Consider the following 13,271-nt stretch of genomic DNA (forward strand, 5'->3'; position numbering starts at 1 on the left):
ACTACATCGCCAGATCGCTCCTGGAGACCGGCGGGTTCAGGCCGCGACTACACCCTGGATCCTGAAGAGCCTAATTGGCGGCACGGTGACAGAGGTAGATGGCGCTGCGCGGTTCCCCAGTTTGGCTTTGTGGCGGCCGGCGGGGACGGTAGACCCTCTCAGTTGGAGTAGGGAGGCGCCCCGGGCTGTGCTGCCAATTATGTCCGCCGTGTTCGTGGACGATCGGACCGTCCGGTGGTGCTCAATCGCGTTGTTCTACCGCATCCTCGTCTGGTCGATGCTGCGGCCGAGGTGGGCTTCCTCGGTGACGTGGACGGCCGTGTGTGTCAGGGTCGCCAGCAGTGTGATGTCGGAGACGAAGTCGCCGGGCAGGTCGCCCGGGTGGGCGACCAAGCGCGGCCAGCCGTACCCATGCGCCTTGCCCGAGTAGGCGTTGAAAATCCACAGCAGATGCTCGACGAGCAACCGCTGTGGGTCGTCGACGGGGAGGTCGTTGTCCTTCCCGGGGTGCGCAGCGATTCGATCGGCGAGGATCTCGGCCGCCTCACGAAGCATGGTCGCTTCGCCCAGCCGCTCGGTGAGTTCGTGGATGCGGGTACGGCGAACCCGTTGAGCGCTCAGCACTTCTGGGGGTGGGACCAGGCCTGCGAAGTCGACATAACTGGCGTTTCGGTCGTAGCACTGAAAGAGAGAATCGGTTTCCTGTCGCATGACCCGCAGGATGTTGGTTTTCCGTTTCTCGGGCTCAAGAGGGCCGAACATGAAGATCGGGCGCGCACCGGCGAGCAGCGAACCGCGCATGAGCGCTGCGAGGACCATGGGGGTGGTGGTCGGCCGAGGGTCCAGGACGAAGCGCCGGATCTGCGTCAAGCATTGGACGGAACTGTCCAGTGCGCTGAGAGTGGTGAGCCGAGGATCGACGGTCGGATCAGGTAACTCCTCGTGAACCCAGCGATGGAGCTCCGTTCCCGGTTCGCCGAGCAACGCAGGGTCCTCGGGTAGACGGGCCATACGTTCCTCGGCGATGGCAATGACGCGCATGGTCTCCGCCAGGCGCTCGATCGCCCCGGGAGCATCAAGACCGAGATTCATTTCGCCGAGTCTAGCGCCGGGCCGGAAAGCAACCAGGGCTTTGAAACAGCAGTGGGCCGGGAAGGGGGCGTTACGCGTTACGTATTGCCGATGACGAGTGTGCTGGCGGCGGCCTCGACGACGTCGTTGGTGATGGTTTCGAGCTCATTGATCTTCAGCACCCGCTCGATCTGCGGGAAGAGGCGCTCCAGCAGACGGAAGTTCCCGCGGGTGATGCGGGCGATGGCGGTGACGGCCTGGGCGTCGGTGAAGTCCTCCGGGTCCAGGGCCTTGCCCAGCGACCGCCAGTGGCGGTGCAGCACGAACAACAGCTCATCGTGGCCCAGGGGGCGGTACTGGTGGGCGAAGCCCACCCGGCTGTAGAACTGGGGGTAGTGGCTGAACTGCCGCTCCAGCCCGGGCATCCCGATCAGGATCAAGGCGATGTTCTCCCGGTCGTAGCGGTCCCGCAGCAGTTCCAGGGCGGTGGGGCGCAACCGTTCGGACTCATCGACGATGAGCAGCTCGACGTAGTGCTTGCCGTGCTGCCAGTTCAGCGCGGCGGCACCGGCCGGAGCGTGCAGGTGTTGTCGGATGCAGATGTTGGTGCGCGTGATGACCATATCGAGTTCTTCCTTCAGCGCCCGGGGTGTGGTGAGCACCCCGGGGGTGTAGAACACGGTGCGCCGTCTGGCCAGGGCGGCGTAGATCTTCGGGTCGCCCTCGGTGCGCGGGCCCCAGGAGGTCAGAAGGTCTTGGGCAGTGTCCCAGTGGGCGTGGCGGCGGGCGGAGACGGTCTTGCCCACCCCGGCGGCCCCGAAGCACAGGCCGATGGTGCGTTGCTTGCGCACCGCGTCGGCGAATTCGGTGAAGCGGCGGTGTTCCTTGGTGACGATGAAACGCGGACTCACCTCGGTGCTCCTTTCAGTCCTCCTGGTAGGTCTTCAGCTTCGGCCGCTTGGGCGGTGCGAGCGTGTATTGCGGTGGCGGTTCTGTGGTGGTGTGCCCGGCGACCACGACGATGCGTTCGTGGACGCCCGCCCGCAGCGCCCGGCGCTGGGCGTTGCGGGCGGCCTGGATCTCCTTGAGACCGATTTTCTGGCCGTGGTGATCCTGGTTGACGGCTTTGCAGATGAACTCGTCGTGGTCGAAGACGCGGATCTCGGTGATGTCGCGCGGGTCGTAGCGGATCACCACGGGGCGTCCGACGTAGCCGGCCAGGGTGGGCGAGAGGTAGCGCAGGCCTTGGAAATGGATCCCGTCTCGGCGCACCACCCTGGACCGGGCCAGGGTGAGCAGCAGCCCGTCGAGCTCCTCCAAGGATTCGGGCATCCGCGGCAGCCACCCCTCTGCGATCCACCGATCCCGGGGCGAGGCGCCGAGCTCACGGTGCGGGCGGTCATTGTAGACCGTGACGAAGCCTTCCAGGGCGGTGTCCAGCTGCGCCAGGGACAGCTCCGGTGCCGGGGCGGGGTGATCCTTGGTGAGGTGGCCGGGCAGATCGGTGAGGAACTCGGTGTTGACCGTGCCGAAGAACCGCTCGATTTTGCCCCGCCCCTGGGGGCGGGCGACGGTGGAGTGAATGAGCCGGATGTGCAGGTCCACCACGGTGCAGGTCAGATGATGGCTGGTGAAGTCCGTGCCGTGGTCAACGTAGAGCACCTCCGGGATCCCGCACATCGGCCAACCCGGGCGCGCCTTGGGCCAGATCGCCTGGCGCAGCGCCAGGGCGGTGTTCATCGCCGAGGGTGCACCCAGGAACACGGTGTAGCCGCAGATGGCCCGGGAGCAGTCATCGATGATGGCCGTCAGCCACGGCCGGACCGGCTTACCGTCCGCGCCCACCACGAGGATGTCCAGCAGGGTGTGATCGGCCTGCCACACCGCATTGGGGTGCTCGGCGGTGAACCGCAGCGCCAGTTCGTACTTGTCCCGGTAGGCCGCAGCCCCTTCCAGGGCGAGGGTCACCATGCCCGGGTCCAGGGCGGTGATGATCGACCGGACCACCCCGTAGGACGGTACCGGCCACCCCCTGTTGCCGCAGATGCTGGTGACCTTCCGGTGGATCGTGGTGATCGGCGGACGCGGCCGGGTCAGCGCCAGGCCCTCGATCAGTGTGACCAGTTCCGTAGGGAGGCGGTGGCTCCCGGCGTCGGCACGGGTGGGCGTGGCCAGTCCCTCGTAGCCGTGGGCGCGGTAGCGGGCGTGCCAGCGTTCCAAGGTGCGCAGCCCGATCCCGGTGTCCCCGGCGAGGATGGTGAGCGGGATGCCGTCTTCGACGTGCAACCGGAGGATCTCCCACCGCCGCCCCGCGTCCATGGCGTGGCCTACCTCGTGATCGTAGGGGTCGTTGCCCGACGTCGGGCCCGTGACGGCCTCGGGGTCACCGGTGGTTCGGGGGTGCGGGCCAGGGCCCGGTAGATGGTGGTGCGGCTAACCCCGAGGATCTCCCCGATCTGGGTCACGGTCAGATCCTGCTGCTCATACATCCGCCGCGCGGCCCGCACCTGGTCCGCCGACAGCGCCGGGGGCCGCCCACCCTTCCGGCCCCGGACCCGGGCAGCGGCCAGTCCAGCGGTGGTGCGTTCCCGGATCAGATCGCGTTCGAACTCGGCCAACGCGGCGAAGACGTGGAAGACCAGCCGGCCTCCCGAAGAGGTCGTGTCGATAGTCTCCTGCAAGGACCGGAAGCCCACGCCGCGTTCCTCCAGGGCCTGCAGCTGGTCGATCAGGTGTCGGATGGAGCGGCCCAACCGGTCCAGGCGCCACACCACCAGGGTGTCCCCGGGGCGCAACTGGTCCAGCACCTTCGTCAACTCCGGGCGCTGGGCGGAGGCCCCGGAGACCGTGTCCACGAACACCCGGTAGCACCCGGCGGCGCTTAGCGCGTCGATCTGCAACGAGGCGTCCTAGTCGGCGGTGGACACGCGCGCGTACCCGAGAAGATGTCCCACCCCATAAATGTACCGAAACCCGGCACGACCCGGCAGTACCGCACCATAGATACCGGCACAGGGTTCCGCTACAAAAGTGAGGCCATAGCGACCTCTGAACGGTACATTTTCGCCGGCCGACAGGTTTGTAGCGGAATCCTTCGTTTACGGGACGACAGGCGTGTCCAGTAGCACACCGGGCACTTTCCCGGGCGGGTCTTACTGAACACTCGAACAAGCGTGCGTACGCTGACCTGCATCGTTTCCACAAGGGGTTCGCCTTGCGGTGATCGATGTCAGAATCGGAGACATGGAGCCGGTCGAGCTTGAGGCTCTCCCTGGGCGTGGCGGAGAACTGTCCCGAGCGTGTGGAGGTGGAACTTGGTGGTCAGACGTTCACCGTCGCTGCTGGCCTGCGGCCGACGGCACTCCCTCGGTGTGCTCGCCGACGGAACGGTGGTCGCCGCTGGAGACGGCACCGCTGGTGAGTGCGCCGTCCAGCAGTGGCGCGACGTCGTCGCTGTCGCCGCTGGGAACGTGCACTCGGCGCGCAACACGGGCAGATCGCACTCCTTGGCGCTCCGGTCGGACGGGACAGTGCTGGCGACCGGGTGGGACGCGGACGGCCAGTGCCAGGTCGGGCAGTGGCGCGATGTCGTGGCCGTCGCCGCGGGGTGGCGCCGCTCGTTCGGCTTGCTCACCGAGGGGCGGGTCCTCGCTGCTGGACGGACTGCGGAGTCCGTGTGCGACGTCGCGTCGTGGCGGGAGGTCGTCGCGGTTGCAGCCGGCGACTGGCACACCGTCGGTGTCCGCGCGGACGGCACGGCGGTCGCCACCGGCATCGGTCGCTTCGGGCAGTGCGCCGTCCAGGACTGGCGTGACCTGGTCGACGTGGCGGCCGGCTACTTGCACACCGTCGGTCTGGGCAGCGACGGGACGGTCGTGTCGGCCGGTCGCAGCGACGCCGGCGCCTGCGACGTGGGCGGCTGGAGGGACGTCGTCGCGGTGGCGGCTGGTAGTCATCACACCGTCGGGCTGACCTCCGATGGCAGCGTGCGCGCGGCGGGCGCCAACGGTCACGGCCAGTGCGCGGTGAGCGGCTGGCGTGACGTCGTCTACATCGCGGCCGGTGCCGTGCACACGCTTGGATTGCGCGCTGACGGCACCGTCCTTGCTGCTGGTGACGACTCCGACGGTCAGTGCGCCATCATCGGGTGGGGCTGTAGGAGTCGATGACTGCGGAGCTACGACGCCCACGGGGCGCTCTGGATACGATGATCGGTTTACGCAACGTCAGCCAGCGCAGTCCCGCCTGCATCGACGGGAGTAGAGGCCGCCACGGAGCGTCGACAGAACCCCGCCACATAACGGCGATAGCCACACGAGTCGGGATTTTGAAAGCTGTGGCCGGCCCTCGTCGGCGGACCGGCCACTATGGATTCCGAGCCAGGGACCGGTAGAGCGTGGAACGGTCGATGCCCAGCTGACGAGCCACTTGGGCCTTGGGCACCTCGGTGGCGATCAGCTCACGCGCGCCCGGAGTGCTTGTAGCCCCGGGGTGGTCGCCGTGGCAACAGCGGTTCGACTCGCTCCCACAGCGAGTCCGGCACGAGATCCCCCATCATGCCCACCAGGGTCGCCGGGGACTCCCTCAGCGCTCAAGAGCTACGGCCAACTCAGTATGAATAGATTTTTTAGTCATCGTCGACCCGTTGCTCGGCCGCGGCCTTCCTCGCCTTGGCGGCAGCCTTAGTGTCCCCGGCACGCTCGAGGTCCTCGGTGAACTCTTCGAGTACGAGCGCGGCGGCCGCACGCTCACGGCGGATCTGGGCGTCGACCCAGGACAGGGGCGGTAGGGCGTCGATGAACGGCTCGAAGGGGTGGCGGGGCAGGGCGTAGGCAGGGGTGGCGATGTCGTCGGCGCCGACCGTGCAGTCGTTGCCCCAGTCCCAGAATTCGTTATTTCCGTAGGCGGTGTAAGGGACGCCCCACCCGTTCTCGCCCTGGGTGGAGCCCGAGCCCCACAGCCGCGTGCCGGCCGGCAGAGCCTGCAGGTCGGCGATGGTGAAGCACTTGGCCAGGGACCCGTAGAAGCGCTGCGGGTCACCCGGGTCGTCGTAGGTCAGTCCGGGCGGGCGCGGGCTGGTTAGGTCCTCCGCGGCGTCGTGGGCGCGTGAGGTCCAGAAGCCTTTGTCGGGGCCGAGGAAATCGTCGGGGTTGGTCATCTGCTGGTCATCTCCTAGGCAATGTGGCGTAGGTTGAGGCTACCTGCTGTGGGTCTGGATCTAGGAGATTGCTGCCTCTATCGCCACGTAGAGTCCCTGGAGTTTTCTTTCCTCCGCGTCATGGGATGAGACCGTTCCGGCGAGGTGCGGGTCGCCCGCAGCCACCGACACGAACCACGAACGAATCGGGGCATCCCTATGTCCCCTGCTGCCTATCGGCTACGGGGCCGTCGCCTGTCTGACCGGGATTTTGTTCAGCATGGTAGCCACGCAGCTGGTGGGATTGCTCTATGAGGCTCTTCCGCCGCAGACCGTTATTGCCGGGGCGATCATCGAGTTCGTCAACAAGGTCGTCGGCGTCTGCTTCGCTTTCCTAGGTACCGCGCTGAGCGCTGTGGGCAGTGTCCGGTAGCCGGGCCATATGTAAAGCCGGTAGGGGTGAGCCGTCCCCGCGCGGATGTCTTCTAGGGTGTGGCCATGAGCGAGCCCACCCGTCCCAGTGTCCTGGCCGATGCCCGCGCGATCGCCGCCGCCGATCCCGCCGGCCAAGGCACCGCGGCCACGCTGCTGAGCTATCCGGGGCTGCACGCGGTGGCCGCCCACCGCCTCGCCCACCGCCTGTGGTCCACCCGGTGGGGCAAACCGGCCGCCCAGGCGATCGCCACCGCCACGGCAAAGGCCACCGGGATCACCATCCACCCCGGGGCGGTGATCGGGCACCGGCTGTTCATCGACCACGGCAGCGAGGTCGTCATCGGCGAGACCAGTGTGATCGGCGACGACGTGACCATCTATCAGGGGGCCAGCTTCGTCGGCGACGGCACCCCGGGCCGACGCCACGCCCTCGTCGGGAACGGGGTGCTCATCGGCTCCGGGGCCAAGGTCATCGGCCCCGTCACGATCGGAGCCGGGGCGAAGATCGGCGCCGGGGCGGCGGTGACCGGCGACGTCGCGGCCGGCACCACGGTGATCGGCATCGAGGCCTGACTGTGAGGATTCCTTTTGCAGCCTGATGGTGCTGGGCTGTGGGCAGGTGACCACGAGCGTGACCCTTGGCCTGACTGGCTTCGTGCCTTGCTGAGGACTTGTCCGCTGGTGGTTGCCGGCCCCGGCCCGGTCGGAGCGACTGGCCTGATCAGGAGCTTGACCGTCCGGCGTTAGCGGCGCCGGGCGTGTCCCGTCACAGTCCTGCCGTGACTCCTCCCGGACCGGAACCTACGTCCGCTCCGGAGCTTGGGAGGAACGCAATGTCCAGTCTGACCGATCTACGAGAGGTCGTCGACGTCGTCATCGGCGTTGACACCCACGTTCACACCCATTCCGCCGCCGCCGTGGATACCGGCACCGGTGGCGTGCTCGGGGAGATCACCGTGGAGGCCACCGCCGACGGGTACGCCCGCCTGGTGGATTTCGCCGATGAGCACGCCCGGTTGCGGGCCTGGGCGATCGAGGGCACCGGCGGTCACGGGGCCGGGCTGGCCCGCCACCTGGCCGGCGGCGAGGAGATCGTGGTCGAGCTCGACCGCCCCCAGCGGGCCCAGCGCCGCAATGGGGCCAAATCCGACCCGCTGGACGCGATCCGGGCCGCGCGCGAGGCGCTGTCCCGGGCCCGGTGGGCACCCCGCGTCACGGCGGTGACCGGCAGGCGCTGTCGGTGCTGCTGGCCGCCCGACGCTCGGCGGTGGAGGCCGCCACCGACGCCCAGCGGCAGCTGTTCAGCCTGATCATCGCGGCCCCGGAACCGATCCGGGGCCGGTTCCGCGGGCAGAAGCTGCCCGGGATGCTCACCATCGCCACGGGACTGCGGGTGCATTCCTCCTGGGACGCGGAGACCACCGTGACCGTCACCGTGCTGCGATCATTGGCCCGGCGAGCCCGTGACCTGGCCCGGGAGGCCTCCGCGCACGAGAAGGCGATCCTGGGCATCGTGCGGTCCTGGCGCCCGGACCTGCTCGCCCAGCCCGGGGTGGGCCCGATCGTGGCCGCGACCGTGCTGTGCGCCTGGTCCCACCCGGGGCGGATCCATTCCGAGGCCGCCTTCGCGATGCTCGCCGGGGTGGCCCCCATCCCGGCCACCAGCGGCCAGGTCACCACCCGCCACCGGCTCAACCGCTACGGCGACCGCCAGCTCAACCGAGCCATGCACACCATCGCACTCTCCCGGATCCGCTACGACCCCACCACCCGCGACTACGTCGCCCGCCGCACGATCGAGGGCAAGACACCCCGAGAGATCAAACGCTGTCTCAAGCGCTACATCGCCCGAGACCTCTACCGCCTGCTCGAGCACCAACCCAGCCCGGCTTGACAGACCATAGGAGCGTCCCCACCCGTGGTGCCTCCGATCGCTGAGCTGCTGGGGAAGGATGGGGCCCATGAGGATCGGTGAGCTGGCGGAGGCGACCGGGGTCAGTGCCCGGTCGTTGCGCTACTACGAGGACCAGGGGCTGTTGCGCGCCCATCGCACCCCGGCCGGGCACCGCCGCTATACCTCGGATGATGTGGAGCGGGTGGTGCAGATCCAGCAGCTCTACGCCGCCGGGCTGTGCAGCCGGGTGATCGCCGAGCTGCTCCCCTGCCTTCACGCCCCACCCCAGGAGCGGACCGGGCACCTGGAGACCCGCCTGGCCCAGGAGCATCAACGCTTGGAGGCCGCGGTGCGGGAGGCGGTCCGGGCCCGGGACAGCCTGGAGGAGGTCATCACCGACTTCGGCAGGCCTTGATCCTCACACCGGTGTGAGGGTCCACCATGGGCCCATGGAACCTGAACAGCAGCACCCACCGGTCCGTCAGCTGCGCGTGGTGGTCGAGGACGAAGACTACGACGCAGCCCTGGCCTTCTTCCGCGACGCCCTGGGCCTGCCCGAGTCGGCTTCCTTCGCCGAAGGACCCGGCGACCGGGTGGCCATCCTCGAGGCCGGCCGCGCCACCCTGGAGATCACCAGCCCCGCGCACAAGCAGGTCATCGACCGGATCGAGGCCGAGGGCCGGCCCAGCCCGGCCATCCGCCTGGCCTTCGAGGTCGACGACACCCCAGAGACCACTGAGCGTCTGCAGGTCGCCGGCGGGGAGGTGGTCTCCGCCCCGGTGCGCACTCCGTGGCAGTCGCTGAACTCCCGGCTCAACGCCCCCGCCGGGCTGCAGATCACCCTTTTCCAGGAACTGCTCCCCGCGGACGAACGTGCCGCAAAACCCGGGTTCAGCACCGAGCACTGACTCTCAACGCAGCTCTTCAACCCGGGCATGAGAGCTACCCACAGGTGCTGGAGCCCGGGCAGGAACCCTTACCGCACCAATACCTCCAACGGCACTGGGCTCTCCGTAGATGTGGCCCTGACGCTCCCCACTTGAGCGTCATAGCCCCCAACATGGCCCCCGGCTAGCCTCCGACCATGAGCAAGCACGTACGCGGTCATGAAGCCTTGGCCCCGTCGAAGCAGAGCACCTCCGTGCCCACGGTCGGCCAGGTGCTGATCCGGGCCATGCCAGCGGCCATCGTGCTGGGGGCAGGTTTCCCGCTGCTGGCCTGGTGGTGGTCACTGAACGAGGATTCCCCGTTCTGGACCCTCATGGCTGTGCTAGGCGGGGGCTTCCTCTTAGGGTGGGGCATTCTGCGGATTACCCAGGCACCCCGTCCTCGTCTCGGCAAGAAGGCTGAGCGCAAGTCCCAGCAATACGCAATCGCCAGCACTGCGGAGAACGGCGTACCCCCCACTGACCCGTCGCAGCGAGCAGCGGCGGGTGCTCTCGCGTGCGAGTCCGTCGAGTGGATCCCCTTGGGTGCGGGCGCCGTCATGGGCCATGTCATCACCGCCTTCCTCACGGGTGATCCGACCTGGGGCGTGGTTGCCGCCGGACTCACGTTTAATTCAATGTTGAATATGCGCCAGACCCGGCGCAGCTGGCGCTACCTCAAGGCCATACACACCGCGCCCCGGACCATCTAATTGAGGCTTTTCAACATGTCGGCGGGGAGCCCCACAGGCGTGGCACGGTGGCCCCGACAGGAACCTCATTTGCCCCACCTGATGAGCGGGATGCGCGCAACGATCCTCGCTCCACGATGCAGTCGCTTGACCACCAGCGCGTCTCTTGCCCTAGCCATCCGGCACTCAGTCAAGTGGAGTAGAGTTCACGAGGCTTAGAGGGAGGTGCACGGAAAATGACTACGGTTGCGACCTGCTCTTCAGCACCAGCGGATCGCTGCGTGTTGGATGCCTTCCACGCTGAGGCGGAGCTTGCCAGTCCGGTCCGGTCATGGCTCCATGCGCAGCGAAATGTTTTGGCAGTAATAGATGAGGTGGATGCTGGAAATGGGATCGCTGACCTTGTCGCAGGACTATCTCCAAATCTGACTCTGCCCATTCGGACAGCCGTCCCCGACCCACTGCAGCTGCGCGTTCTTGAGCTGACTCAGCGACCGACATCCGAATCAAAATTGCGCTCCTGGGCGCCTCACGGGTGGCAGGGATTGCGTCAACGCGCCATTCAGCCCCTCATAGAGGGCGGTATGTTGACGGTTTCCTGTGAGGAAGATCCAACTTACCGGGCCGCCGCGGAGGCAAGCGATCCATTCACCGAGCTGATTGCTGTGGAACTGAAGTTGCGCGATTGGCGCCGCGGTATTGCACAAGCCGGTCGCTACCGACTATTCGCTGAGTGCAGCTATCTGGCCATGCCATATGAACGCATCACCGAAGCTGCCACCCACCAGGCAAGGCGAAATCGGGTCGGAGTGCTGGGGGTGGACCCTGACGGGGGAATCACTGTTGCCCTGAGGGCACCATCAAGTAGCCCCTTACAACCTCAACGCCGGCGATGGGCCGCTGAGCAGATGCTGGCAGCATTGCGTTCTCCCTCAAGTCGTTCAGCGGGTAGCCCAATCCGTTAGATAGCCCTACAAGACGCTGCTCCAGGCGTCCAGGAACGCCGCCGACTCCCCAGGACCCGCAACCGTAGGCAGGACTCCAAATGTTCCTTGGGCCGCGTGTACCCACTCCCGCATGTGCGAGACCCTGGATGCTGGGGGGCTACCAGCAAGTTTCCTTGCCTGGCAGCGCATGGCGGTCAAGTTGTGTTGTAGCAGAAGGATGCGCTGTTCAGTCGTCAGCGTTTCCAAAGTCGGGTTCTCGGCCAGCAACTCGTGGGCGTAGGGAGTGTCCAGTCCCACCCGTTCTGGAGCGACATCGACGAACTGGCGATACGTGGGCGTTGTGACTGCGGTTAGCAGTTGCGGCACGTAAATGCGGTCGTAACCGGGGCCACCGCTTGCTTCCGCCTCAGGATGCGGTGTCATGTTTTGCTGGACCCCAGAGACACCGACAGTCCATCCTGCATAGCCCAAGGCCAGCCCGAGCAGCCCCTCCGAGGAACGCCGTCCCAACACGACAGGAACTCCCGCCTCTCGCATGACCGCGATCAGGTCGGCCAACCCCTTGAGAGTTCCGACATCACTGAGCGGAGCCGATGACGACTGTTGGGTATGCACCAGTAGGTGCAGTGTCTCGATCGGTTGGGAGGTAAGGGCGGTCATCAGTTCATCGCGGGTCTGTTCCTGGGACAACCATGATGCGGCCACGGCGACAGTCGTCCAGATTGGTTCGAGCTCCCCCTCTCGCTCAGCGGCCCGTTCCTGGAGGAGCTCATCGGTGACGGCTGCGCATCGAAGGCTTTCCTCAATCCAAGTCAGCTCTCCGGAGCTGGCGTAGAAGTAAGGCGCCATTACCGTCTTGACAGCCCATTGGAGCTGGTATTCCAAGACCGAGCTGCAGAAGGCACGACGGGCAGCATCGTCGGCAAACCCGGTGATGGGCGCCCCGGCACCGTATGGGATCATGCGATAAAAGGAGGGACGCACCGGCATCGGCGATCGAGACAGGTACGAGAACGGATCGATGCTTTGGTGGCAGTCCAGGGGTGCGTCAGGCCCCACGAACTCCCCGATCCTCCCCCGCACCTGAGCCTCGACGACCACGCCGTCTGGGTCGAGACTCTTCAGGAAGTCCTCAGTGGCGTAGTTCTTCTTAGTGCCAACAGCAAGAAGAAATTGAGGTGCAGTGTCAAGGGAATGCTCCGGAACTACCAAGGAAGCCGCAATTTGCTCCAACTCTGCCCTCAAGACCGCTGGCTGCAGGTATCGACGGTGGGGCTGACGAGAAAGCATCTTAGCGAGAAGGTCGGAAAGGGTTGCAGGAACCAATGGGTTCAAGTCGCGTGCTGGCCTTGGCGTCTGCTCCGCAGGTGCGCGCCACGCCTCAAAGATGGATCTGCAGGTGAAGGGGTCGACTCCGGTAATGAGCCGGTAGGCGATTAGGCCGAGCACGTACTGGTCAGAGCGCCAGTCGCCATGGGTTGGATTGAGGCTGACCTGCTCGGGAGACATCCAGCCAGGAGTGCCTGGCGTGGGCAAAACCGTAATGGTCCGGTCGTCAAGATGGCGCGCCATCCCGAGGTCGACAATGACAACCTCGTCTGCTGGAGTGAGCAAAATGTTGTTAGGGCTTAAATCTCGGTGAGCAGTTCCAACAGCCCATAGAGCTGCAGCGCCAGAGATTGCCTGGCGAACCACTTCAACTGCCCGTGGCAGGTCGAATGTTGCCCCATCGGCGAGGATGCGTCCAAGGGTCCGGCCTTCGATGTAGTCCATGGCAAGCCATCGATACTCATTGCCATCATGGCTCACCACGCCCGTGCCTTGATACCCGACCACATTGGCATGTTCTACCCGTTGCAGAGCGTCGAGCTCCCGGGCTGTGCGCTCAACTTCCGACTGGGCAGAATCCACCACTTTAAGGGCATAAACTCTCTCGCCACTCGTGACCTTGAAGGTGCTAGCGAACCCTCCTGTCCCCAGGTGCTCGACAACCGCATCGTCAGAAACGACCTTGGTGGCGACTTGCTGGAGAAGCTGACGATCGGCCGGCATGCGTCCCCTTCCTGGGAGCGGACAAAAGGTAGAGGAATCAGCATTCGCGAATGATCATGCATGACTCTGCAACCATTATGGCCCTGGAAGTCACCCTCTTCCGCACCTGAGGCCTTG

General features: G+C 66.2%; 14 protein-coding genes and 1 pseudogene. 8 read left to right on the top strand and 7 right to left on the bottom strand.

Annotation, left to right across the window (positions count from 1 at the left end):
* Positions 1-255 precede the first annotated feature (255 nt).
* The 4 genes from RF646_RS11560 to RF646_RS11575 form a co-directional block, all read right to left on the bottom strand.
* Complete coding sequence (locus RF646_RS11560) at positions 256-1,092, bottom strand: hypothetical protein (protein WP_368836034.1); 837 nt, start codon at positions 1,090-1,092, stop codon at positions 256-258.
* Between the two features lie 77 nt (positions 1,093-1,169).
* Positions 1,170-1,982: an AAA family ATPase gene (locus tag RF646_RS11565; protein ID WP_368836035.1), complete on the bottom strand. Its 813-nt coding sequence runs from the start codon at positions 1,980-1,982 to the stop codon at positions 1,170-1,172.
* Between the two features lie 13 nt (positions 1,983-1,995).
* Positions 1,996-3,390, bottom strand: coding sequence for a Mu transposase C-terminal domain-containing protein (locus RF646_RS11570; RefSeq protein ID WP_368836036.1), 1,395 nt, complete (start codon positions 3,388-3,390; stop codon positions 1,996-1,998).
* A gap of 8 nt (positions 3,391-3,398) precedes the next feature.
* The gene (locus RF646_RS11575; protein ID WP_368836037.1) at positions 3,399-3,971 is read right to left on the bottom strand and encodes a recombinase family protein; all 573 of its coding nucleotides are present in this window, start codon (positions 3,969-3,971) and stop codon (positions 3,399-3,401) included.
* A gap of 417 nt (positions 3,972-4,388) precedes the next feature.
* On the opposite strand from RF646_RS11575, the gene RF646_RS11580 reads away from it, so the two are divergent.
* Positions 4,389-5,240, top strand: coding sequence for an RCC1 domain-containing protein (locus RF646_RS11580; RefSeq protein WP_368836038.1), 852 nt, complete (start codon positions 4,389-4,391; stop codon positions 5,238-5,240).
* Between the two features lie 196 nt (positions 5,241-5,436).
* Here the strand turns inward: RF646_RS11580 and RF646_RS11585 are convergent, their stop codons facing one another.
* The gene (locus RF646_RS11585) at positions 5,437-5,514 is read right to left on the bottom strand and encodes a helix-turn-helix domain-containing protein (protein WP_368836080.1); all 78 of its coding nucleotides are present in this window, start codon (positions 5,512-5,514) and stop codon (positions 5,437-5,439) included.
* 184 nt (positions 5,515-5,698) lie between these two features.
* A complete protein-coding gene (locus RF646_RS11590; protein WP_368836039.1) occupies positions 5,699-6,229 on the bottom strand; it encodes a hypothetical protein in 531 nt (176 codons plus the stop codon).
* 259 nt (positions 6,230-6,488) lie between these two features.
* On the opposite strand from RF646_RS11590, the gene RF646_RS11595 reads away from it, so the two are divergent.
* The 7 genes and pseudogenes from RF646_RS11595 (at position 6,489) to RF646_RS11625 (ending at position 10,176) form a co-directional block, all read left to right on the top strand.
* Positions 6,489-6,641, top strand: a complete 153-nt coding sequence (locus tag RF646_RS11595) for a hypothetical protein (RefSeq protein WP_270451987.1) — start codon at positions 6,489-6,491, stop codon at positions 6,639-6,641.
* A 65-nt stretch (positions 6,642-6,706) separates the two neighbouring features.
* Positions 6,707-7,216 carry a serine O-acetyltransferase gene (locus RF646_RS11600; RefSeq protein ID WP_368836040.1) on the top strand — a complete coding sequence of 170 codons (510 nt, stop codon included), beginning with the start codon at positions 6,707-6,709 and terminating at the stop codon, positions 7,214-7,216.
* Between the two features lie 260 nt (positions 7,217-7,476).
* Positions 7,477-7,953, top strand: a complete 477-nt coding sequence (locus RF646_RS11605) for a transposase (RefSeq protein WP_368836041.1) — start codon at positions 7,477-7,479, stop codon at positions 7,951-7,953.
* A gap of 239 nt (positions 7,954-8,192) precedes the next feature.
* Positions 8,193-8,537, top strand: a pseudogene (locus RF646_RS11610) (transposase); the annotation flags it as partial.
* Between the two features lie 67 nt (positions 8,538-8,604).
* On the top strand, positions 8,605-8,952 hold the full coding sequence (locus tag RF646_RS11615) for a MerR family transcriptional regulator (RefSeq protein WP_368836042.1): 348 nt from the start codon (positions 8,605-8,607) through the stop codon (positions 8,950-8,952).
* Positions 8,953-8,986: 34 nt separating this feature from the next.
* Positions 8,987-9,445, top strand: a complete 459-nt coding sequence (locus tag RF646_RS11620) for a VOC family protein (protein ID WP_368836043.1) — start codon at positions 8,987-8,989, stop codon at positions 9,443-9,445.
* Positions 9,446-9,621: 176 nt separating this feature from the next.
* Positions 9,622-10,176, top strand: coding sequence for a hypothetical protein (locus tag RF646_RS11625; protein WP_368836044.1), 555 nt, complete (start codon positions 9,622-9,624; stop codon positions 10,174-10,176).
* Between the two features lie 950 nt (positions 10,177-11,126).
* Here the strand turns inward: RF646_RS11625 and RF646_RS11630 are convergent.
* Positions 11,127-13,154: a serine/threonine-protein kinase gene (locus RF646_RS11630; RefSeq protein WP_368836045.1), complete on the bottom strand. Its 2,028-nt coding sequence runs from the start codon at positions 13,152-13,154 to the stop codon at positions 11,127-11,129.
* Between the last annotated feature and the right edge of the window lie 117 nt (positions 13,155-13,271).

The sequence above is a fragment of the Kocuria sp. CPCC 205261 genome (assembly GCF_040981025.1).
Lineage (GTDB): Bacteria > Actinomycetota > Actinomycetes > Actinomycetales > Micrococcaceae > Kocuria > Kocuria marina.